Annotated in this window: 17 protein-coding genes, 1 tRNA gene and 2 other annotated features; of the genes, 15 read left to right on the top strand and 3 right to left on the bottom strand. The window is 37.4% G+C overall.

Annotation, left to right across the window (positions count from 1 at the left end; genetic code table 11):
- Window positions 1–136 precede the first annotated feature (136 nt).
- The 10 genes from cdaA (at window position 137) to IGJ46_RS08405 (ending at window position 12,226) form a co-directional block, all read left to right on the top strand.
- Window positions 137–1,021, top strand: a complete 885-nt coding sequence (gene cdaA, locus IGJ46_RS08450; protein ID WP_002389035.1) for a diadenylate cyclase CdaA — start codon at window positions 137–139, stop codon at window positions 1,019–1,021.
- Window positions 1,018–2,181 (top strand): CdaR family protein, encoded by a 1,164-nt coding sequence (locus IGJ46_RS08445; protein WP_002356934.1) that lies wholly within the window; start codon window positions 1,018–1,020, stop codon window positions 2,179–2,181. The genes cdaA and IGJ46_RS08445 overlap by 4 nt, the downstream gene beginning before the upstream one ends.
- Window positions 2,174–3,529 carry a phosphoglucosamine mutase gene (gene glmM / locus IGJ46_RS08440; protein WP_002356936.1) on the top strand — a complete coding sequence of 452 codons (1,356 nt, stop codon included), beginning with the start codon at window positions 2,174–2,176 and terminating at the stop codon, window positions 3,527–3,529. Before IGJ46_RS08445 ends, glmM begins: the two co-directional genes overlap by 8 nt.
- A gap of 229 nt (window positions 3,530–3,758) precedes the next feature.
- Window positions 3,759–4,310: an ECF-type riboflavin transporter substrate-binding protein gene (locus IGJ46_RS08435; protein ID WP_002356937.1), complete on the top strand. Its 552-nt coding sequence runs from the start codon at window positions 3,759–3,761 to the stop codon at window positions 4,308–4,310.
- Between the two features lie 100 nt (window positions 4,311–4,410).
- The gene (locus IGJ46_RS08430) at window positions 4,411–6,117 is read left to right on the top strand and encodes an ABC transporter ATP-binding protein (protein WP_218391175.1); all 1,707 of its coding nucleotides are present in this window, start codon (window positions 4,411–4,413) and stop codon (window positions 6,115–6,117) included.
- A complete protein-coding gene (locus tag IGJ46_RS08425; protein ID WP_002359933.1) occupies window positions 6,114–6,947 on the top strand; it encodes an energy-coupling factor transporter transmembrane component T family protein in 834 nt (277 codons plus the stop codon). The genes IGJ46_RS08430 and IGJ46_RS08425 overlap by 4 nt, the downstream gene beginning before the upstream one ends.
- A 442-nt stretch (window positions 6,948–7,389) precedes the next feature.
- Window positions 7,390–9,198 (top strand): glutamine--fructose-6-phosphate transaminase (isomerizing), encoded by a 1,809-nt coding sequence (glmS, locus tag IGJ46_RS08420; RefSeq protein ID WP_218391174.1) that lies wholly within the window; start codon window positions 7,390–7,392, stop codon window positions 9,196–9,198.
- A 310-nt stretch (window positions 9,199–9,508) separates the two neighbouring features.
- Window positions 9,509–10,747, top strand: a complete 1,239-nt coding sequence (locus IGJ46_RS08415; protein WP_002359935.1) for an aminoacyltransferase — start codon at window positions 9,509–9,511, stop codon at window positions 10,745–10,747.
- Window positions 10,748–10,794: 47 nt separating this feature from the next.
- The gene (locus IGJ46_RS08410; protein ID WP_002359936.1) at window positions 10,795–11,085 is read left to right on the top strand and encodes a hypothetical protein; all 291 of its coding nucleotides are present in this window, start codon (window positions 10,795–10,797) and stop codon (window positions 11,083–11,085) included.
- A gap of 175 nt (window positions 11,086–11,260) precedes the next feature.
- Window positions 11,261–12,226: a hypothetical protein gene (locus IGJ46_RS08405; protein ID WP_218391173.1), complete on the top strand. Its 966-nt coding sequence runs from the start codon at window positions 11,261–11,263 to the stop codon at window positions 12,224–12,226.
- Between the two features lie 87 nt (window positions 12,227–12,313).
- Here the strand turns inward: IGJ46_RS08405 and IGJ46_RS08400 are convergent, their stop codons facing one another.
- The 3 genes from IGJ46_RS08400 to IGJ46_RS08390 all read right to left on the bottom strand — a co-directional run bounded on the left by IGJ46_RS08400 (window position 12,314) and on the right by IGJ46_RS08390 (window position 14,427).
- On the bottom strand, window positions 12,314–12,493 hold the full coding sequence (locus tag IGJ46_RS08400) for a hypothetical protein (RefSeq protein WP_002383739.1): 180 nt from the start codon (window positions 12,491–12,493) through the stop codon (window positions 12,314–12,316).
- A 213-nt stretch (window positions 12,494–12,706) separates the two neighbouring features.
- A complete protein-coding gene (locus IGJ46_RS08395) occupies window positions 12,707–14,197 on the bottom strand; it encodes a glucosyltransferase domain-containing protein (RefSeq protein WP_002385810.1) in 1,491 nt (496 codons plus the stop codon).
- A gap of 157 nt (window positions 14,198–14,354) precedes the next feature.
- Window positions 14,355–14,427 (bottom strand) — tRNA-Thr (locus IGJ46_RS08390).
- Window positions 14,428–14,690: 263 nt separating this feature from the next.
- Window positions 14,691–14,936, top strand: a binding site (T-box leader).
- Between the two features lie 378 nt (window positions 14,937–15,314).
- Window positions 15,315–15,565: a binding site (T-box leader), on the top strand.
- 85 nt (window positions 15,566–15,650) lie between these two features.
- Between IGJ46_RS08390 and IGJ46_RS08385 the strand changes: the two genes are divergently transcribed.
- The 5 genes from IGJ46_RS08385 to IGJ46_RS08365 all read left to right on the top strand — a co-directional run bounded on the left by IGJ46_RS08385 (window position 15,651) and on the right by IGJ46_RS08365 (window position 21,388).
- Window positions 15,651–16,721 carry a methionine ABC transporter ATP-binding protein gene (locus IGJ46_RS08385; RefSeq protein WP_002359997.1) on the top strand — a complete coding sequence of 357 codons (1,071 nt, stop codon included), beginning with the start codon at window positions 15,651–15,653 and terminating at the stop codon, window positions 16,719–16,721.
- An 18-nt stretch (window positions 16,722–16,739) separates the two neighbouring features.
- Complete coding sequence (locus IGJ46_RS08380; protein ID WP_002359998.1) at window positions 16,740–17,420, top strand: methionine ABC transporter permease; 681 nt, start codon at window positions 16,740–16,742, stop codon at window positions 17,418–17,420.
- Window positions 17,421–17,439: 19 nt separating this feature from the next.
- Window positions 17,440–18,273, top strand: coding sequence for a MetQ/NlpA family ABC transporter substrate-binding protein (locus IGJ46_RS08375; protein ID WP_002407486.1), 834 nt, complete (start codon window positions 17,440–17,442; stop codon window positions 18,271–18,273).
- A 14-nt stretch (window positions 18,274–18,287) separates the two neighbouring features.
- Complete coding sequence (locus IGJ46_RS08370; protein ID WP_002407487.1) at window positions 18,288–19,481, top strand: M20 family metallopeptidase; 1,194 nt, start codon at window positions 18,288–18,290, stop codon at window positions 19,479–19,481.
- Window positions 19,482–19,849: 368 nt separating this feature from the next.
- The gene (locus IGJ46_RS08365; RefSeq protein WP_002362078.1) at window positions 19,850–21,388 is read left to right on the top strand and encodes an ABC-F family ATP-binding cassette domain-containing protein; all 1,539 of its coding nucleotides are present in this window, start codon (window positions 19,850–19,852) and stop codon (window positions 21,386–21,388) included.
- Window positions 21,389–21,423 lie beyond the last annotated feature (35 nt).

The raw sequence follows: 21,423 nt of genomic DNA, 5'->3' as shown, positions 1-21,423 counted from the left end.
CGATTTTTTGATGAAAAATTTCAAGTTATTTGAAAAAGTTCCTAAATTTTTTTGATGTTTCCGCTTGCGTTCTGTGATGAAAGAAAATAATGTGGTATACTTGTTAGGAAATCTTGAGAGAGAAGTGAGGGGTATGATGTCGTTTCAATTGAATCAATTATTAGATTTGAATTATTGGCAGCAAGTCATCTCAACGGATTTCTTATCTAAGGATTTTGTTATCAATATCATAGATATCCTAGTCGTATGGTACCTCGTTTACAAATTAATCATGCTTGTTCGTGGAACAAAAGCAGTCCAACTATTAAAAGGTGTCGCTGTTTTTATCATTATCCGCATTCTAAGTGAGATAATTGGTCTACATACATTATCTTGGTTAATGAATCAAGTCATCATGTATGGTGTAATCGCCGCGGTTGTTATTTTTCAACCAGAAGTGCGAAGAGGGCTGGAACATCTAGGGAGAAGTTCGTTTTTCCGCCCGAATAAAGGTGCGCAACAAGAAGATGAGCGTATTATTCAGGCCTTTGACAAAGCCATTCAGTACATGTCAAAACGGAAAATTGGTGCTTTGATAACCATTGAACGCAATACTGGTTTAGATGAATACATTGAGACAGGTATTGATTTGGATGCCGATATTACTGGTGAATTACTGATTAATATTTTCATTCCAAATACACCACTACATGATGGTGCAGTGATTATCAAAAATGAAAAAATTGCTGTTGCTAGTGCGTATTTACCGCTATCAGAAAGCAATTTAATTCCAAAAGAATTTGGAACGCGCCATAGAGCCGCGGTCGGTATCAGTGAAGTCAGTGACGCCATTACGATTGTTGTTTCTGAAGAAACTGGTGACGTTAGTTTGACGTTGAACAATGAATTAATTCCTGGACTAACGCAAGAAGAGTATTTAACAATTTTGCGTAAGGAGTTAATTTCGGAATCATCGGAAGATAAAAAAAGTGCTTTGCAGCATTTTATCGATGATGTAACAAAGGGGGTTAAACGCAAATGAGAAAAGCCTCCCAAAAAAGCTGGTTTAATGGTTTGCTTTCATTGCTGTTTGCATTGTTGTTATTTTTTAATGCCAATGCAACAGGCAATAATCCCTCCAATTCAGGTTCAAGCCAAACGTATAGTGAGACACTGAATAATATTCCTGTCCAAGTCCAATACGATAAAGACAAATATTATGTCTCTGGATTTGAAGAGAGTGTAAATGTTCATTTACGTAGTGCGAACCGCATTCAATTAAACATGGAATCAAATGCTGACACACGAAATTTCCAAGTGGTCGCAGACTTAACCAAATTGCCATTAGGGACTTCGGAAGTGCCTTTGACAGTTCGGGGACTAAGTTCAGCTGTTACAGCTGAAATTGAACCGAAAACAGTGACTGTAACGATTGAAAAGAGAGTAACAAAAAAATTCGATGTAGAAGCACAACTTTCTGATAACATTGAAAAAGAAGGCTACAAAGTAAAAAATATTTCTGTAGATCCAAAAACTGTAGAAGTAACAACTGGAGAAGAAACAGCGAAAGCAATTGACAAAGTGATTGCGCCAGTCTCAAGTGCCAAACAAACAATTGATACGATTAAACAAACGGTAAATGTTCAAGCGCTAGATGCCAAAGGTCAAGTCCTAAGTATCGAAAATCCAGCACCACAAGTCAAAGTAACAGTAGGCTTAACTGCGCCAACAAAAGATGTACCACTGAATGTTAGTATGACAGGTACGCCACCAGCTGGGATCGCTCATTACAATTATAGTTTATCAACGTACCAAGTTAGGGTCAGTGGCCCGCAATCAATTTTAGATACGCTAGAATCAATTGAGGTACCGGTAGATATTTCTGATATTCGCAAAGAAACAAAACAATCAGTGACTATTCCCGTTAATGGAGAATACGTAGTTACACCAGATGAGGTTGACGTTTCTTTGAGCCCCGTGTACAATCAACAACAGTCATCAAATACAAATGAAACTTCAGAGGAACCTGCAAGTTCAACAACGGTTGGCTCAGGTAGCCAAGCAGTACAACCAAGTACATCCAGTCAAGTAGAATCAAATACTTCTGAAACAACAAGTGAGGGATCAACAGTAGAAAGTACAACTGCTGGTTCAACTGAAAATACAGAGAATCAAGTGACTAAGGAGAATCAAAATGGGTAAATATTTTGGAACAGATGGTGTAAGAGGAATTGCAAATAAGGAGTTAACACCTGAATTAGCTTTTAAATTAGGGCGTTACGGTGGTTATGTGTTGAGTCAACATGAAGATAGTTCAAGAAAACCTCGTGTTCTCGTAGGCCGCGATACACGTATTTCAGGTGAGATGTTGGAACAAGCATTGATTGCTGGATTATTATCAGTCGGAATTGAAGTTTTCCAATTAGGGGTGATTTCAACACCTGGTGTAGCATATCTAACTCGTTTACAAAAAGCATCCGCTGGCGTAATGATTTCAGCTTCACATAATCCTGCGGAAGACAATGGGATTAAGTTTTTTGGGGCAGATGGCTTCAAATTAGTAGACGATCAAGAAGCAGAAATTGAAGCATTGTTAGATGCAGAAGAAGACACCTTACCAAGACCTTCTGCAGAAGGCTTAGGCTCGTTAGATGAATTTCCAGAAGGCTTACTAAAATATTCGCAATTTTTAGTTCAAAGTATTCCTGGCGATTTAGCGGATATGACTGTTTGTTTAGATGCTGCCAACGGAGCAACCGCAACAGCAGTCAATCGTGTCTTCGCGGATTTAGAGACAGATTTCTATACAATGGGAACAAGTCCTAATGGCTTGAATATCAATGATGGTGTGGGTTCCACTCATCCTGAAGCTTTGGCAGAAATGGTTGTTGAAAAAGGTGCAGATGCTGGTTTGGCTTTCGATGGCGACGGCGATAGAATTATTGCAGTCGATGAATTAGGACGAATTATCGATGGTGATAAAATCATGTATATTTGTGCTAAATATTTAGCTGAGAAAAAACGTTTGAAAAAAGATACAATTGTTACAACAGTGATGAGTAATCTAGGTTTCCATAAAGCTGTAGAAGAAATTGGCTTAAAAGATGTGGTAACGCAAGTGGGTGATCGCTATGTTGTAGAAGAAATGCGTAAAAATGATTACAATTTTGGTGGCGAACAATCTGGTCACATGATCTTTTTAGATTACAACACAACAGGTGATGGTATGCTTTCAGGGATTCAATTGTTGAATGTTATGAAGCAAACGGGCAAAAAATTATCTGAATTAGCGGATGAAGTGACGATTTATCCACAAAAATTAGTCAATATTCGTGTCACAGATAAAAATGGTGCAATGGAAGTTCCGGCAATCAAAGCAGTTGTCGAACAAGCAGAAGCAGAAATGAATGGCGAAGGTCGTATTTTAGTTCGTCCTTCTGGAACAGAACCATTGTTACGTGTGATGGCCGAAGCGCCAACACAAGAAAAAGTTGATTATTACGTTGATAAAATTGCTGAAGTAGTACGTGCAGAAATCGGCGTTGAATAAGAACAAATTAGAAACCAGACACTTAATGCTAGCTTGCGTTAAGTGTCTGGTTTCTTTGTTGGAAATCAAAAAAAGAAAATAGCTAATAAGCTCCGTCTATCATTGACATAGAGCGGTTAAAAGGGTACTATTTTAGAAGTAAGATGCACCGCGTATCTTCTTTTTTTATTTGATAAAATCAAGAAGGGAGCGGCTGTAAATCAATGGAGTTATAGAATGGAGGAGCGAAATGAAAGAAAAAATGTCCGTCAAGACAATTGTAGCAATTGGAATTGGCTCTGCAGTTTTTGTTATTTTAGGTCGATTCGTTGTGATTCCAACTGGGATTCCTAATACGAACTTAGAAACGTCGTATCCATTTCTTGCTTTAATGTCAGTTGTTTTTGGACCAGTAGCTGGAGGGCTAATTGGTTTGATCGGTCACACGTTAAAAGATTTTACCACGTATGGTAGCGCTTGGTGGAGCTGGATTATTTGTTCAGGAATTATTGGTATTATTTTTGGCTTCGCTGGTCGTAAAATGGATCTTCAACATGGTGAATTTACAACAAATGACATGGTGCGTTTCAATATTTTCCAAGCCTTTGGTAATATTGTCGTTTGGGGCTTAATCGCGCCTAGTTTGGATATTTTGATTTATAGTGAACCCGCAAGTAAAGTGTTTACACAAGGCGTATTCGCGACTGTTTCAAATATTGTCGCTGTGGGGATTATTGGAACATTGTTGATGAAAGCTTATGCATCAACAAGAACAAAGAAAGGCAGTTTATCAAAAGATTAAGAAACTGTCGAAATAATTTAAATGGTTAAGGGTCTGCCCTAGTAATTACTTTGCTAATGCTCAGACCCTTTCTTTTATGGAGAAACTGAGGTGAGGCCGAATGAAAAAACCAATCATTACTTTTAATAATTTTTCCTTTCAATATCATAGCCAATCTGAACCAACATTAAAGGGGATTCAATTAACCATCTATGAAGGAGAAAAGGTTTTAATCGTTGGGCCTAGTGGTAGTGGTAAATCAACATTGGCGCAATGTATCAACGGGTTAATTCCCAATATTTATGAAGGTGAGATTCAAGGAACAGCTACGGTTGCTGGTAAAAATATCCAAGAAACAAGTCTATTTGATTTGTCTTTTGATGTAGGAACTGTTTTGCAAGATACCGATGGGCAGTTTATCGGTTTAACGGTTGCTGAGGATATTGCTTTTGCTTTAGAAAACGATACAGTTGAACAAGCAGAAATGAAAAAAGCGGTTCAGAAATGGTCCGAGATTGTTGAGCTGAATCAGTTATTGCAACACCGTCCACAAGATTTGTCAGGTGGTCAAAAACAACGTGTATCTATGGCGGGCGTTCTAATTAACCAATCAAAAATTTTACTTTTCGATGAACCTTTGGCTAATCTTGACCCACGAGCGGGACAAGAAACAATGACTTTGATTGACACCATTCAACAAGAAACAAAAGCGACTGTTTTAATAATAGAACATCGCTTAGAGGACGTTCTTTGCGAATCAGTTGATCGAATTATTGTCATGAATGAGGGCGCAATTATTTCTGATACAACGCCAGATGAATTGTTACGTCAAGATACGTTGACCCAACAAGGGATTCGTGAACCTCTGTACGTTACAGCCATGAAATATGCTGGGATTGATTTAACACAAGTTAGTCATTTAGACAAATTAGCCGAAGTATCAGGCGAAACGGTTTTGCCTAAAATGACACAGTGGTCTGTCCAACCTAGTTCAGTTAGTGCAGTCAAAGGAGCTGAACTATTACGTTTGGAACAAGTGTCCTATCAATATGATCGTCACGGTGAAAAAGTGTTAGATGACTTCTCAGTAACTATTCATCATGGAGAAATGATCAGCATTGTAGGAAAAAATGGTGCCGGGAAGTCTACACTTTCTAAAATAATTTGCGGGTTCATCACGCCTCAATCGGGCAAGATTTTATGGGAAGGACAGGATTTTTCCAATTATTCAATCAAAGAACGTGCAGATAAAATTGGTTATGTGATGCAAAATCCCAATCAAATGATTTCTAAAAAAATGATTTTTGAAGAAGTAGCTTTAGGATTAGTTTTACGAGATGTGCCACAAGCAGAAATTGAGGAACGTGTGACGAATATTTTACATATTTGTGGGCTGTATCCCTTCCGGAACTGGCCGATTTCTGCGTTGAGTTTTGGGCAGAAAAAACGGGTAACTATTGCATCAATCTTAGTTTTAGAACCTGAATTATTAATTTTAGATGAACCAACAGCTGGACAAGATTTTAAACATTATACAGAAATGATGACATTTTTAGAAGAATTGAACCGCTTAGGTGTGACTATTTTAATGATCACTCACGATATGCACTTAATGTTGGAATATACAACACGTGCGTTAGTAGTTTGTGATGGACGTTTACTAGCAGATGCGACTCCAGTTGCTGTTTTAACAGATGAAAAATTAATTCAAGCAGCTTCTTTAAAAGAAACGAGCTTGTTTACCTTTGCTAAAGCGTTAGGCTTGGAAAATCCCTTGCTATTTACGGAAAAATTTGTTGCTTACGATCGTGAGGTGCGTTTTGGATGAGTGAACGACAAATGTTAGGCTATCATCCTGATTCAACCTGGATTCATCGCTTAAACGGCACAAGCAAATTAGTCTTTTTAATCGTTGTCTCTGTGGCTTGTATGACCACGTATGATACTCGTTATCTGTTAGGAATGTCTGTGGTTTCGCTTGTTTTGTTAAAATTATCAAATATTAAATGGCATCAAATATCTTTTGTTATTAAATTTATTGCTATTTTTTCTTTGTTAAATATCTTAACGGTTTACCTTTTTGCACCTGAATATGGGGTTGATTTATATCAATCACGTACCGTGATTTGGGAAGGAATCGGACGGTTTACTTTGACACAAGAAGAATTATTTTATGAATTTAATTTAGTTTTAAAATATTTCTGTACGATTCCGTTGGCATTAATCTTTTTATTAACAACAAATCCTAGTGAATTTGCCTCCAGCTTGAATCGAATTGGTGTGAGTTATCGGATTAGTTATGCAGTAGCGCTGGCTATTCGTTATATTCCCGATATCCAAGAAGATTTTTTTAATATTTCTTTAGCACAACAAGCGCGAGGGTATGAGATGTCTAAAAAGGGACGGTTAGGCCAACGAATCAAAGGCGTAGCACAAATCGTTTTACCCTTAATCCTATCTAGTTTAGATCGAATTGAAACTGTGAGTACCGCTATGGAATTAAGGCGTTTTGGTCAAAAGAAAAATCGAACGTGGTATGCGCAACAACCTTTTCATCTGCGTGATTTTTCGGTAATGTTACTTGCCTTATGCTTATTAGGAATCAGTTTCTGGTTGTTCCATGTGAATGGTGGCCGGTTTTATAATCCATTCCAATAAATAACAAATTGATAAGGTTCTATAAATAGAACGGATATTTTTTTATTATTAAGAATCTAGTACTTTCGCTTACTATGAGTGTACTAGATTCTTTTTTTGCAACTTTAAAGAACTAGACCAATTTTCGGTTTTTAGATTTTTGTTGACAAGTACCTACTTTTAATTGTATGATTGTTTATGTTTCTACGGAATGTATTTACAAAGGAGGTATATAGACCAATATCGGATAGCGCCAGACCTGAACGTTCAGGTGACGAGGAGAGAGCTTATCGAAGATTCGGCGGGTGGCTCTAGGGACTGCACTCTACAGATAACAAAGAAAAACTAATTGTGAAGTTAGAACAAAGCGGTTATCACGCAGGTAGAAACATATAATGGGATTTGCTAGTTAAACAGGACCTAGTAAATACAGAATTTCAATTGGAAAGTAGGAATTAGCATTATGTGTGGAATTGTCGGAATGATTGGAAAAGAAAATGTCACGGAAAGTTTGATTCAAGGATTAACAAAATTGGAATATAGAGGTTATGATTCTGCTGGGATTTGTGTGAATGATCAAAGCCAACAGCCCCATGTAGTTAAGGCAGTTGGGGGCATTGCCGATTTAGCAGCAAAATTAACGCCAGAAATCGATGGAACAGTTGGTATTGGTCATACTCGTTGGGCCACTCATGGCGAACCAACTGTCGCCAATGCACATCCCCATGTTTCAAGCGATCAACGCTTTGCATTAGTGCATAATGGTGTCATTGAAAACTTTGAAGAATTAAAAGAACAATTTTTAAGTGGTGCTCACTTAATTGGTGATACAGATACTGAAATCGTCGTTCAATTAATTGCTCATTTTGCTGAAAATGGTTTTTCAACAAAAGATGCTTTTAAAGCGGCTTTAGCCGAAATTAAAGGTTCATACGCTTTTGCATTAATGAATAAAATGGACCCCAATACTATCTACGTAGCGAAAAATAAAAGCCCGTTACTTATCGGTCTAGGTGAAGGCTTTAATGTTATTTGTAGTGATGCGATGGCGATGATTAAAGAAACCAATCAATTTGTTGAGATTGTTGATGGTGAAATTGTAACTGTTACAGCGGACAAAGTAGTAATCGAAACGCCAGAAGGACAAGTAATCAACCGAGAACCTTTTGAAGCGCAATTAGATTTAAATGACATTGAAAAAGGAACATATCCGTTTTATATGCTCAAAGAAATTGATGAACAACCTGCAGTGATGCGCAAAATTGTTCAAGCGTATACTCAAGGTGAAAAAGTGACTTTAGATGAGGCGTTACTGGAAAAAATTAATCAATGTGACCGAATTTACATTATTGCTTGTGGAACAAGTTATAATGCAGGTTGGGTCGGAAAATCTTTAATTGAAACGATTGCCAGTATTCCTGTGGAAGTTCATTTATCAAGCGAATTTGGCTACAACATGCCTATTTTATCTGAAAAACCGTTCTTCATTTTCTTAAGTCAAAGTGGTGAAACGGCAGATAGTCGCCAAGTACTGGTACAGGTTAATGAATTAGGGCATCCATCACTTACATTAACAAATGTTGCTGGCTCAACATTATCACGTGAAGCGGACGATACCTTGTTATTACACGCAGGACCAGAAATTGCTGTCGCTTCCACCAAAGCTTATACTGCTCAAATCGCTGTCTTAGCTATTTTAGCAAAAGCAATTGGCGAAGAACGCCAAACATTAGCAGCCGTCTCATTTGATGTGGCTCACGAATTGAGCGTGGTAGCAGCTGTCATGGAAACCTTGATTGATGAAAAACAACAAATGAAAGCCTTAGTGGAAGATTATCTGACGTATACTCGAAATGCCTTCTATATCGGGCGAGGAGTCGACTATTATGTGTCGATGGAAGCGGCCTTGAAGTTGAAAGAAATTTCCTACATTCAAGCAGAAGGCTTTGCGGCAGGTGAATTGAAGCATGGAACGATTGCCTTAATTGAAGAAGGAACACCTGTGATTGGGATTGTGACAGATGCCAAAGTCGCAGCCCATACAAGAGGCAATTTAAAGGAAGTCGAAAGTCGTGGAGCAAGAAATATTGTGATTGCCTTGGAATCCTTGGCAAAACCACAGGACCAACTGATTATTCCAGATGTTCATCCGTTACTTTCTGCCTTAGTTAGCATTGTTCCAGGTCAATTATTAGCGTACTATGCAACCTTACAAAGAGGCTACGATGTTGATAAACCAAGGAACTTAGCCAAAAGTGTAACTGTTGAATAAATCAAGAACCTGAGAGAAAGATGTTCAACGGGTTTTCATGAGTTTTAATATCTGAGACAAAAATCATTTTAGATTTTTGTCTCAGATATTTTTTATAAAAGAAAGATATTCAGTCAAAAATGAAAGATTCCAAAGAAATTCTTTTTTTCCGTTGAAAACTGTTTGCATTTTAGCAAAATTAGATATAATTAATAAGAACCGAAAAATAAGAATTAGCCAGTGAGGTAACTTTGTTTGAAAGAAAGCAAAAAGTAGGTTAAGCTGAAAAGTGCTAATTTATTTAACAAAAAAAGATTGTGAGTTGTTTGATATGGATCAGTTTAGTACATTAACTGAACAAGAATTTACTACCTTTGCAATGACACATCCTGCAGGTAACTTTTTAGAAACACCCGAAATGAAACATTTATTGGAACGACGTGGCTGGCATTGTGAATACGTTGGCGTCAAACGAGAAGGCCAACTAATTGCTGCGTGTATCCTAAGCAAGAAAAAAGTCAAAATTGGTTATGCTTTCGACATTGACGGCGGAATTTTGATGGATTATACAGATAAAAAATGTGTAGAAGCCTTTTTCACAGGCTTAAAAAAATATGTGAAAAAAAATGATGGCCTTTATTTAACCTTTACTCCAAATAAACAAATTTGTTTACGTGATTTTAATGGCGGTGAAGTTGAAAAGGTCAATCAAGAAACATTTGACTATTTCACATCAATTGGTTTTGAACACCAAGGGTTTGATGTGCACAATTTTGATGGCGCGCCACGTTGGCTGTTTGTCAAAGATATGGCTGGATTAACAGAAGAAGATCTTTGGAAATCTTATGGAAAAGATGCTAAATATGATATCAAGAAAACATGGGAATACGGAGTAACAACCCGAGAACTTCGTTACGAAGAGCTACCTCTCTTTAAGAAATTAACGGAAGAAACAAGTGCACGGCGTAATTTTGAAGATAAGGATTTAGCTTATTACCAAGCTGTTTATGAAGAGTTTGGCGAACGAGCGAAATTTATGGTGGCGGAACTAAACTTTGCTACTTATTTAGAAAATCTTCATGAGAAATTACGCAAATTACAAGAGACGCTCAACGAAGTCAATGAAGCGTTAATTGCCAATCCTAAAAGCCGTAAAAAAAATAACCAGAAACGTGAATTTGAAGATGAAGTTCGTACCGTGCGCAAACGGATTGACGAAGCTAAAGAAATGAAAACATCAGATGAACCTGAAATTTTAGCAGGCGCCTTATTCATTGTTCATCCACAAGAAGTGGTTTACTTGTTTAGTGGTACGTATGAAAAATATAAACAATACTATGCACCGTATTTAATTCAACATAAAATGTTAACTTACACAGTAGAAAATAACATTCCCAAATATAATTTTTATGGCGTTGACGGTGTCTTTGATGGAAGTGATGGGGTTCTTAAATTCAAACAATCCTTTGGCGGTCATGTCGAAGAATTAATGGGCAATTTCCAATGGAAAGCCAAACCGATGAAATATGCCTTATACCACGCATTAAAAACGATTAAAGAAAAAGTCTAAAATTAAAACCTAATCCTTAAAAGGAATGGACGAAGTGAGGCGTTTAAATGGAAAATCAAGTCGAGGTTATGACGTATGCACAGTTAAAAGAAATTATGCAGGCGTTAGAAGCAAACGAAGCGATTACAGAAGATACAAAGGTCTTTATTGATACAGGCTGGGATAGCGTGCAAGAAGTAGCCCCAGATGCGGTCAGTATTGAAAAAGTTGCTAAATTTACAGTAGCAGATGTTTTAACAAACGAAAGTTTTGCTGGATATAGTTTAGAAGAAAAGGCGGAGAAGATGAACGCTGAGGGCGACCTAGAAACGGCAATTATTATTCGTAATCTTTACTAAAAAAGTCCGTTTGAATAGTTAAAATCGAGGTCGGGACAGAACCGTTTAGCTCCGAGCAACGCGTAGTGTTGGTTCTGTTCCCGCCGGTTATCAGGTTTTGAGCCTGGAGCAAAAATCCAAAGTGATTTTTGTCCCAGGCTCATCTGCTTTAAATAAGAAATAAAGGAGGTTAGATATGAGTACCATTCATGAATTTCCAAAAAACTATGAACGTTTTATTGCACAAGGAGAAGAAGCACTTGTAGAACATAATCAGATCGCCGCTTTAGAAAATTTTCAACAAGCCTATCAGCTACAACAAACGCCGCCAGTAAACCAAAAAATTGTCCAATTATTGTTGGAAATGGGTGAAGCTGACGAAGCACTAGCATTGGCAGAAGCGTTCCAAGAGACTTATTTTGAGAACCTCGAAACAGCGGCAATTTATATGCAAATTTATAGTCAAAGTCGTCGCTTTATTGAAGGGTATATTTTATTGAAGCAATTACTTCAAACTAAAAAAATAACGCTAGCACAACAAAAAACGTTAGAACAGCAATTAATGCAAGTGGAAGAGGCGTATCAACAATTAGAAACGCAGCAAATTCAAGCAATTAAAAGGAACTTGTTAGTAAGCGATCAATTGCCCGTTTATCAACAATTAGCGAACATTAAAACCAGTTTATATTTGCCTAAACCAGTATTTGTGGAAGTCGCAAAAGATTTAGTTATGAACCAAGCACTTAGTTATTTTGCTCGGGAATGGTTCATTGAAGAATTAGCACTGTTGCAATTTTCAGAACCACTGACTTTTCTTTGGTATGACAATCAGCCTCAGACAGTCTTACTAGAAGGAAAAACTGGACCGTTAAATACGCCAATCTATTCCGAAATTTATACTGAACTTAGGAATCGTTTAGAAAATGATGATCCAATTATGCTGCAGCATTTGGAAGAAGAAATTCGGTTGCATCTTGCCTATTTGTATCCATTAGCAGAGACGGTTATTTCAGATCCAACTATCTGGGTCTTGGGTTATTTGGCAACCTATTATCCTGAATATATTGAAAAAGAATTGACTGAAGCAAAAGGCCATCAAATCGCTGCTGTTCAAAATGTTCAACAGGCGATACGAACGGCATTTACACAAATAATGCTTTAAAAAATGGCACGTCCTAAAAACGAGGACGTGCCATTTTTTCGGTTTCAGAAATTTGCTGAATCTGCTCTAATTGCTTTTCTTGACTGATTATTGCGGATAATAGAAAAAAGCAAGACAGAAATAAGTAAAAAGAATTCCTTGAATCAAGCAAATCACAACGAACAATGGCGTTGCTCCTGGAAAAGAATCAGAAATCCGTGTAATTAAAAATTCAACTAACCATAAAATCATTGAAAATAAAAATAATTTTTTCTGACGAGTTCTCATAGTCCGCAACAACCTTTCTGGTGATTTTCACTTCTCTATCATAACATAGAAAACGAGCTGTTTTTTCTCAAAAATTTTGTTACTTCATAAGAAAAATGGGAAATAAACAAGTTTCAGGAAGTAATAAATGTACCCGAAAAGAATACTTAATCCATCTTAATCAAACCATACAGTCACGTTTATTGCAAAAGAAGTGTTTTTGGATGGAACAAATTATTTCATAAACACAAATATTTCTTTGTTGTTTGTATAAATGTCATAAAAGTGATTACTTACTACTTTTTGATTTTTAGACATATCCGTATCGGTCAGTGGTGCCATCTCTACTCCTAAATTCGATGAAGTATTGAACCAAACGTAATTAGGGAAGTATAGACCGTCATTTGGTGGCACAATTTTTGAAAGAATTGGGTAGTTTCGACTTGTATTAGCATAAACAGTTGAATTTTTGAAAAACGTATTTAAATAAACTTTTTTTCGTTCGTTTGTTACAACATTTTTTAAATCATCTGTTAAAACAGCTGCTTGGCGATTGAATGCTTCTTTTTGATAGTTTAATGTGGAAGAATACACCAAAACAAACGATAAAATATAATAAGATAACAAGCTGGCCACAAGTAACGAAGTTAGATAAATTGCTTTCACTTGTCGATTGTTAAATAAACTTAACATGCTGATTGTAACAAAAACAGCAAATCCGTAAATATAGCGAGGCGCATCACCAGCGATATTTCTTGAATAGACAATAAAAATGCCAAAACTTAAGAGAGAAGCAAGTCCTAAATACAAGATACAATAAAGGAAACTTAAGCCTAAGTTGATTTTGCTATTTGATAGATGACTAATAAAAAATAAAACAAGCAGTAGGAGCAGTAATAAAAGCCATAAACGATTACTCTGGTTCAATAGCTCTGAAAAATAATGGTAACTATTTTGATAAGCCACACTGGGAATATCGTGCAAACTTGGTAAGGCCTGACTGCCCCCAATGTTGTTTGTTGCGGAAGGTACAAATTTTAACTCGATAAGGTAGCTGACTATAGAAAGTAGATAAGCGATAGCAGCAAGTGCGACTTTTTTGCAAAGAGCAATGAAATTTTCTCCAGCAAGTAACTGCTTGAAAGTAAGGAATAAGACGATAACTATATAAATTCCTGACGAGGCTTGGTAAGTATTAAACATAACAAACAGTGAAAAAACAGAAACCAAGAAAAACGTAAAAGAATTACGCTGCCACCAATAAAAAGGAAGAAACGAACAAAAAATACTCAATGCCATATAGGGACTATCAAACCTGAAACTAAGACATTGGAGGAACCAAGGATTGAGGCCAATTAAAGTAGCTACTAAAGAGGAACCCCAGCTAATTTTTTGGTCATTGATGATATAAATTGCCAGTATGCTTGTGAGAGATAAGATAAGACCTGTTAGAATCGGTGTGGTCAAGCCCAGATCTGTCAAATGACGACTTCCTTGAACAAACCATGAGAGAAATTCACTGCCCCAACGTGCGTAAGTCGTACCAAAATCTGTCATTCCAGCGACTTGGCGAGCATTATCATCTAAGTAAGGGAAATTGATAATGCCGATGGATAAAACTGCCACTTGATAAATTAAAATGATCAATAGAAGATAGGCTTTATTTTCAATACACCAATTCTTTAAATCAAATTTTTTTGATTCTGTAGGTAATTGTTTCATCATTGTACTCCACTCCAATAATTATTTAACAATTAAAATATACCATAACGAGTGGAATGAAGAAATTGCTTTTGTTATTTTCTCATCTTGACAGAACACTAAGGGTAGGCAAAACAAAAAAATCCCAACTCTTTATTAAAGAGTTGGGATTTTACCAAAAAGCCACCTGCCGGGCTTGAACCGGCGACCCCCACCTTACCATGGTGGTGCTCTACCAACTGAGCTAAGGCGGCACTTTCAAAGGCTAAACTAACTCGAGGATTGCAACGAAGTGAAACCCATAGAGTTCATTTTCAAAGGCTACACTGCGACGAGTAATCGTCAAAGTTCCTTTTGAAAAATCGTACAAATCTCGTGCACAAGAAATAGAATAACGTATAGACGAAAGTTTGTCAATTGCTCTTTCGTAAAAAAAAAAAAATGATTTTTTTCTAAGAAAAACTGTTGACAATCTCTTTTTTCTCTAGTAAAGTGTAAATCAACATCACAGATAACTATTCATTCGTTGAAGAGAAGAGTAAATTTTGATGACCTTCAAAAGAGAGTCCTGATTGGTGAAAAGGGACAAGGTTCAGAAAAGTTGAAGATGGCCTCTGAGAATAAATTGCTGATAAGTAAGCAATTTCGGCTAAGCACCCGTTACCATGTGCACCAAGTTAATAAAGACTTGGATAAGAGATGAGATATAAAGAATCAGTTATATTTCGAAAAAAGGTGGTACCGCGAATCATTCGCCCTTTACTAGCAAAACGCTAGTGAAGGGCTTTTTGCTGTGAATCACTACGACTGGCGCGAAGCGACAAAGTAGATGCTGTCTGCGGTTACTCGACGCAGGATGGCCTTTGTAAGTGATGAACAGTACAAGGTGACCGAAGGGCAAGTTGTGTCATTTGCACGAAAGTGTTCCTACGATTCTCGCCAAGGCTGTGATTCTCGTCACAGTTAAATCCTGTTGAGCATTACGACTGGCGCGAAGCGACAGAGTAGATGCTGTCTGCGATTACTCGACGCAGGATGGCCTTTGTAAGTGATGAACAGTACAAGCTGTTCGAAGAGAACATTAACTCTAGTCTGTTTAATTTTGAAAACAGATGAAAATCAGTTTAGAATGAATAGAAATAAAAAAGCAGTGATATAGTAAGTACAAGACTTGATTTGTCTAACAGAGAGCCTAGGTAGCTGAGAATAGGTGACAAAGACGTTTTGGAAAATGGCTATTGAGCAAGCGCTCCGAGTGTTAAACACAAGGCGGCGACGGGGGCTCCCGTTATCGAGCTAGGGTATCGAACATGTTGTTCCGTACTTGAAAAGGGAATTTGTGTGAGCAAATTCTGAACATGAGGTGGTAACACGCAAAAAAGCGTCCTCAACGATACAACTCGAGTTGTGTCGTTGAGGATGCTTTTTTCTTTTTTATGAAAAAATGCAGGTTGGTAAGAATGAAGGGGGATAAAGAATGATTGAACTAAAAAATATCAGTGTGACATTTCAACAAAAAAAACAAGAAATTCGGGCTGTCCAAGATGTTTCTTTGACAATTGATAAAGGGGATATCTACGGAATTGTTGGTTATTCCGGTGCTGGAAAAAGTACGCTAGTACGGGTAATTAATTTATTGCAACGACCAACAGCGGGCACCGTTATTATTAACAAAGAAAATATTTTAACTTTTTCTAAAAAGGAATTACGACAACAACGAAAAAAGATTGGAATGATTTTTCAACATTTTAATTTGATGAAAGAGCGGACCATATTTAGTAATATCGATTTTTCATTAAAATATTCTGGGCTAAGTAAAAGTGAACGGCGTCAAAAAATCAGCCATTTATTAGAGCTAGTTGGACTAAGTGAAAAACGGGACGCTTACCCCAGTCAACTATCAGGAGGGCAAAAACAGCGGGTTGCGATTGCCCGCGCTTTAGCAAATGATCCTGAAATTTTACTTTGTGATGAAGCGACGAGTGCGTTAGATCCAAAAACAACGGGACAGATTTTAGCTTTGTTAAAAAAGTTAAATCAAGAACTGAACTTGACGATTGTCTTAATCACCCATGAAATGCAAGTGGTTAAAGAAATTTGTAATAAAGTCGCGGTGATGGAAAATGGCTGCGTTGTCGAATCAAACGATATTGTTTCGATTTTTAGTCAACCCCAACAACCTTTAACAAAAGATTTTATTCGGACAGCAACTCATATTGACCAAGCATTAACAACAATTCTTGAACATCCTAAATTAGCTGATTTAGATAAAAATCAAGAATTAATTGAATTTTCTTATGTGGGGGATCAAACGAATGAGCCATTAATTGCACAATTGTATAGCCAATATCAGGTGTATACGAATATCCTTTACGGCAATGTCGAAATTGTTCAAAACGTTCCTATTGGCCATTTAATTGTGGTGCTTTCTGGTGATGAGGCCCAGCGTCAACAAGCCCTTACTTATTTAGCGAAACAAGGCGTGCGAACCAATGTTTTGAAAACCTATCAGCAAACGAAGCAAAAGCAGAATTTACAGGTGATTTAAAAAAGGAGTGAACTGAGAATGTATCAATTATTTGAGAAATATTTTCCGAATGTTGTCCAATTAAAACAAGAGTTTCTTCAAAGTACATGGGAAACATTATACATGGTTTTTTGGACAGCCTTAATTGCTGGTGTGTTAGGAGTCTTGTTGGGTGTTGTGCTTGTCAGTACTGGCCCCAGTGGTGTTTTGAAAAATCCACCCCTGTATAGCGTCTTAGAAAAAATTATTAATGTTTGTCGTTCTATTCCTTTCATCATTATGCTCGCACTGATTCAACCATTAACACGAATTTTGGCAGGAACGACAATTGGTACAACCGCAGCGTTAGTCCCATTAGTTATTGGCGTAATTCCGTTCTTCGCGCGCCAAATTGAAAATGCGTTATTAGAAGTGGATCCTGGCGTTATTGAAGCGGCAGAAGCCATGGGGACGAGTCCCTTAGGGATTATTTTTCGGGTTTATCTAATTGAAGGGTTACCAAGTATTATTCGTGTTTCAGCGGTGACAATTATTAATTTGATTGGATTAACAGCCATGGCAGGAGCGATTGGAGCCGGTGGTCTGGGCAACTTAGCGATTACTCGAGGATACAATCGGTTTCAAACCGATGTGACATTTATGGCCACGTTAATTATTTTAATTATGGTATTTATCAGTCAAGCCATTAGTAATCAATTAATCAAAAAAACATCACATTAGAAAAAAGGAGAAATGACAAATGAAAAAATTTAGTAAATTAATTGGACTTATTGGGGTATTAGCTTTTACGATTGCAGGTTGTGCATCGGGGTCTGCGAAGGATACTAAGACAGAAACCGTTAAACTAGGGGTTGTAGGAACAAAAAATGATGAATGGGAATCGGTCAAAGACCGTTTGAAAAAGAAAAATATTGATTTACAATTGGTAGAATTTACAGACTATACGCAACCAAACGCAGCATTAGCAGAAAAAGAAATTGATTTAAATGCCTTTCAGCATCAAATCTTTTTAGACAATTACAATAAAGAGCATGGAACGAAATTAGTATCAATTGGCAATACAGTCAATGCACCATTGGGAATTTACGCTAATAAATTGAAAGATATCACGAAAATTAAAGACGGCGGAGAAATTGCTATTCCTAATGACCCAACGAATGGTGGGCGGGCGTTAATTTTATTACAAACTGCAGGACTGATAAAAGTAGATCCTGCGAAACAGCAACTACCGACTGTCAGTGATATTACTGAAAATAAACGCCAATTGAAAATAACTGAATTAGATGCTACGCAAACAGCGCGCGCTTTACAAGATGTCGATGCTTCAGTGATTAATAGCGGCATGGCTGTCGATGCTGGGTATACACCAGATAAAGATGCTATTTTCTTAGAACCTGTAAACGAAAAAGCGAAACCTTATGTGAACATTGTCGTGGCCCGAAAAGAAGATCAAGAGAATAAACTTTATCAAAAAGTTGTAGAAGAATATCAACAAGAAGAAACGAAAAAGATCATTGCAGAAACATCAAAAGGCGCCAATGTTCCAGCCTGGGAAACATTTGGTAAAAAATAAAGGAGGCATTTATAATGAGTACAACAACGATTCAAACAATCCAAGAAACTATTTCTACAGAAAAGGAATGGATAATCCATTTAAGACGTCATTTTCATCAATATCCTGAAGCAAGTTTAAAAGAATATGAAACGATTAAGCGAATTAAAGAAGAACTACTAGCCTTAGCTATTCCTTTTGTAGAAGTAGGGGAAACGGGTGTTTTAGCAACCATTGAAGGAGGTCTTGGCGCTGGCAAAACGATTTTATTACGTGCAGATATTGATGCGTTGGAATTACCAGATGCAACAGGTACTGCCTATGCTTCTAAAAATCCAGGACTCAATCATGCTTGTGGACACGATGGTCATGCGGCAGCATTGCTAGGTGCAGCTAAAGTGCTCAAAAAACATCAGGATACCTTTTCAGGAACGATTAAACTGGCCTTCCAGCCAGCTGAAGAAATTGGTGCAGGCGCTCGACAATTTGTGGAAGGAAATTATTTAGAAGCAATCGACCAAGTGTTTGGGATTCATTTAGATTCTAGTGTGCCGGTCGGAAAATTAGTCGCTACCAAAGGCGCCACCAACGCCTCTTGTGATATTTTTAAAATTGAAGTCAGTGGTCAAAGTAGTCACGTCGCCCAACCACAGAATGGCCGAGATGCTGTTTTAGCAGCGGCCAGTATCGTTGTGGAATTACAAAAAATTGTAGCTCGCGAGATTGATCCTTTAGATTCTGTCGTAGTAGGAATTGGCGTTTTACAAGCAGGAACACGCTATAATATTGTAGCAAACCAGGCAACCATTGAAGGTACTGTTCGAACATTTAGTCAGGAAACGCGCCAATTTGTTTTACAACGAGTCGAAGAAATTGCCCATGAAATTGCCCAGTCTCATCGCACAGAAATTGCTGATTTTTCTGTTTATGCAGCAGCGAATCCATTAATTAATGAAGAACAAGCAACCAACCGTGCACAGCAGGTAGCCAGTGAAATTGTTGGTTTTGAAAATGTTGTGACCGATCATCCTAAAAGTTTAGGGGCGGATGATTTTGCTGATTACTTAGCAGTAATTCCTGGTATCTATGGACGGGTCGGTTCACGAAACCCTGAAAATCCTGCTACTCATTTTGGACACCATCATGAACAATTTGATATTGATGAACGTGCCTTACTTTTAGCAGCAGAGTACCACGTACGCTATGCATTAAACTATTTGTCAGAATAATAGGGATAAGGAGCCGACAAAATGATGGTTTGTGGGCTCCTTTCGTTATAAACCAACGTGGCTTGCTTTCTTGTCATACTATGGTAGAATACAAGCATAAGAAAGGTGATTCACATGTTTTTTGTTTTAACTGATAAATTAACAAGAAAAGTAGCTCCCGATAGTTTAAGAACAGATGAAGCACTGTTGTGGAGCCGAGCAATTAATTTCTTCATCGCTTGATAGCACATTTTTTGACTAGAAAAGCTAGTCTTATTTGAGTGTACGTACAAGCGTTGTCGGGATTTCTGTCAGGATGGACGACGTGCAGACGTGGTTCTTTTTTTGTTGTCCCAAAATAATCAGTTAACAAGAAAGAAGTGACGAAAATGAGTATTTTAACTATTGAACATTTAACGCATCGATTTGGCGAAAAGGTCTTGTATGAAGAGGCTTCATTGCAAGTGAATAAAGGAGATCATTTAGGCTTAACTGGCCAAAATGGTGTCGGCAAATCCACCTTAATTAAAATTTTAACGGGGGAAGTATTGCCAGACGAAGGAACGATTCAGTGGCAAAAAAATTGCAAGATTGGGTACTTGGATCAGCATGTTTCTGTAGAACAATCACTAACGATGGTTGATTTTTTGAAACAAGCCTTTCAAGAACTTTTTGATAAAGAAGCGAAACTGACAAAACTTTATGAAGAATACAGTCAAACGGCTTCGGAAAAACTTTTAGAACAAGCAGGCAAGTTACAAACAGATTTAGATGAAAGTAATTTTTACCAAATCGACACGATTATTCAGGATTTAGCCAATGGGTTAGGACTACAAGCAATTGGTTTGGATAAAAAGTTAGGGGAGCTAAGCGGTGGTCAACGTTCAAAAGTGATTTTAGCAAAATTATTGTTAGAGGCCCCTGATGTGTTACTTTTAGATGAACCCACCAACTATTTAGATGATACACATATTCAATGGCTTGTTCGCTATCTGAATAATTTTGAAGGAAGCTTTCTATTAGTCTCCCATGATTATCAATTTTTAAATGAAGTGACGAATTGCATCGCAGACATTGAGTTTGGCAAGTTAACCAAATATACTGGAAATGTAGAAAAATCTTTTGCACAAAAAGAGCAGAATAAACAAACCTATTTGAAACAGTATCAGGCCCAACAAGAAAAAATTGAAAAAATGGAAGCCTATATTCGTAAATACAAAGCTGGAAATCGAGCAACGATGGCTAAAAGTCGACAAAAACAATTGGACCGGTTGGAACGATTGACTCCGCCTGGTTCCTTGACTAAGCCAGCGATTGAATTTCCTTATCAAGGGTTAGTTGCAACGCAAGCACTAACGACCCAGAAGTTAGTTGTCGGCTATCGGGAACCTTTGTTAGAACCGTTAGATTTAATGGTTCATGTCGGTGAAAAAGTCGCATTGAAAGGCTTTAATGGGATTGGCAAATCAACATTAATTAAAACGTTGACGAAAGTGATTCCTTCATTAGATGGAGAATTTCATTATCCGCTGAATACAAAAATTGCTTATTTTACCCAAGACTTAGCGTGGCCTAATGAGCAGTTAACGCCGCTAGACTATTTATCAGATCGTTTTCCAGATACAACGATTAAAGAGCGAAGAAGTCATTTGGCTAGGGCAGGTTTACCAGATAAGTTAGCAATGCAGTCGTTAGCCCTGTTAAGTGGTGGTGAGCAAACAAAAGTAAAACTAGCGGAACTAATGATGCAAACTAGTAATTTGTTATTTTTAGATGAGCCAACCAATCATATTGATGAAGCGGCCAAAAAAAGTTTACAAGAAGCAATTCACGTTTACCCAGGAACGGTTTTTCTGGTTTCCCATGAAGCAGATTTTTATGAGGAAATTGTGGATCGAGTAATTGATATTGAGGAATTAGTTAAATAAAGAAGAAAGAACCAAGTTGAGGGGGAGTCAACTTG

The sequence above is a fragment of the Enterococcus sp. AZ120 genome (assembly GCF_050546165.1).
Classification (GTDB): Bacteria; Bacillota; Bacilli; order Lactobacillales; family Enterococcaceae; genus Enterococcus; species Enterococcus faecalis.
This window is presented reverse-complemented; position numbering and strand designations above follow the sequence as displayed.

What these genes read in the sequence shown, in the direction of transcription:
- IGJ46_RS08415 (WP_002359935.1), top strand. Translation starts at nt 9,509, where the DNA reads ATGGATCAGTTTAGTACATTAACTGAACAAGAATTTACTACCTTTGCA.
- IGJ46_RS08380 (WP_002359998.1), top strand. Translation starts at nt 16,740, where the DNA reads ATGTATCAATTATTTGAGAAATATTTTCCGAATGTTGTCCAATTAAAA.
- IGJ46_RS08365 (WP_002362078.1), top strand. Translation starts at nt 19,850, where the DNA reads ATGAGTATTTTAACTATTGAACATTTAACGCATCGATTTGGCGAAAAG.
- IGJ46_RS08395 (WP_002385810.1), bottom strand. Translation starts at nt 14,197, where the DNA reads ATGATGAAACAATTACCTACAGAATCAAAAAAATTTGATTTAAAGAAT.
- IGJ46_RS08445 (WP_002356934.1), top strand. Translation starts at nt 1,018, where the DNA reads ATGAGAAAAGCCTCCCAAAAAAGCTGGTTTAATGGTTTGCTTTCATTG.
- cdaA (WP_002389035.1), top strand. Translation starts at nt 137, where the DNA reads ATGTCGTTTCAATTGAATCAATTATTAGATTTGAATTATTGGCAGCAA.
- IGJ46_RS08375 (WP_002407486.1), top strand. Translation starts at nt 17,440, where the DNA reads ATGAAAAAATTTAGTAAATTAATTGGACTTATTGGGGTATTAGCTTTT.
- IGJ46_RS08370 (WP_002407487.1), top strand. Translation starts at nt 18,288, where the DNA reads ATGAGTACAACAACGATTCAAACAATCCAAGAAACTATTTCTACAGAA.
- IGJ46_RS08425 (WP_002359933.1), top strand. Translation starts at nt 6,114, where the DNA reads ATGAGTGAACGACAAATGTTAGGCTATCATCCTGATTCAACCTGGATT.
- IGJ46_RS08405 (WP_218391173.1), top strand. Translation starts at nt 11,261, where the DNA reads ATGAGTACCATTCATGAATTTCCAAAAAACTATGAACGTTTTATTGCA.
- glmM (WP_002356936.1), top strand. Translation starts at nt 2,174, where the DNA reads ATGGGTAAATATTTTGGAACAGATGGTGTAAGAGGAATTGCAAATAAG.
- IGJ46_RS08435 (WP_002356937.1), top strand. Translation starts at nt 3,759, where the DNA reads ATGAAAGAAAAAATGTCCGTCAAGACAATTGTAGCAATTGGAATTGGC.
- glmS (WP_218391174.1), top strand. Translation starts at nt 7,390, where the DNA reads ATGTGTGGAATTGTCGGAATGATTGGAAAAGAAAATGTCACGGAAAGT.
- IGJ46_RS08400 (WP_002383739.1), bottom strand. Translation starts at nt 12,493, where the DNA reads ATGAGAACTCGTCAGAAAAAATTATTTTTATTTTCAATGATTTTATGG.
- IGJ46_RS08410 (WP_002359936.1), top strand. Translation starts at nt 10,795, where the DNA reads ATGGAAAATCAAGTCGAGGTTATGACGTATGCACAGTTAAAAGAAATT.
- IGJ46_RS08430 (WP_218391175.1), top strand. Translation starts at nt 4,411, where the DNA reads ATGAAAAAACCAATCATTACTTTTAATAATTTTTCCTTTCAATATCAT.
- IGJ46_RS08385 (WP_002359997.1), top strand. Translation starts at nt 15,651, where the DNA reads ATGATTGAACTAAAAAATATCAGTGTGACATTTCAACAAAAAAAACAA.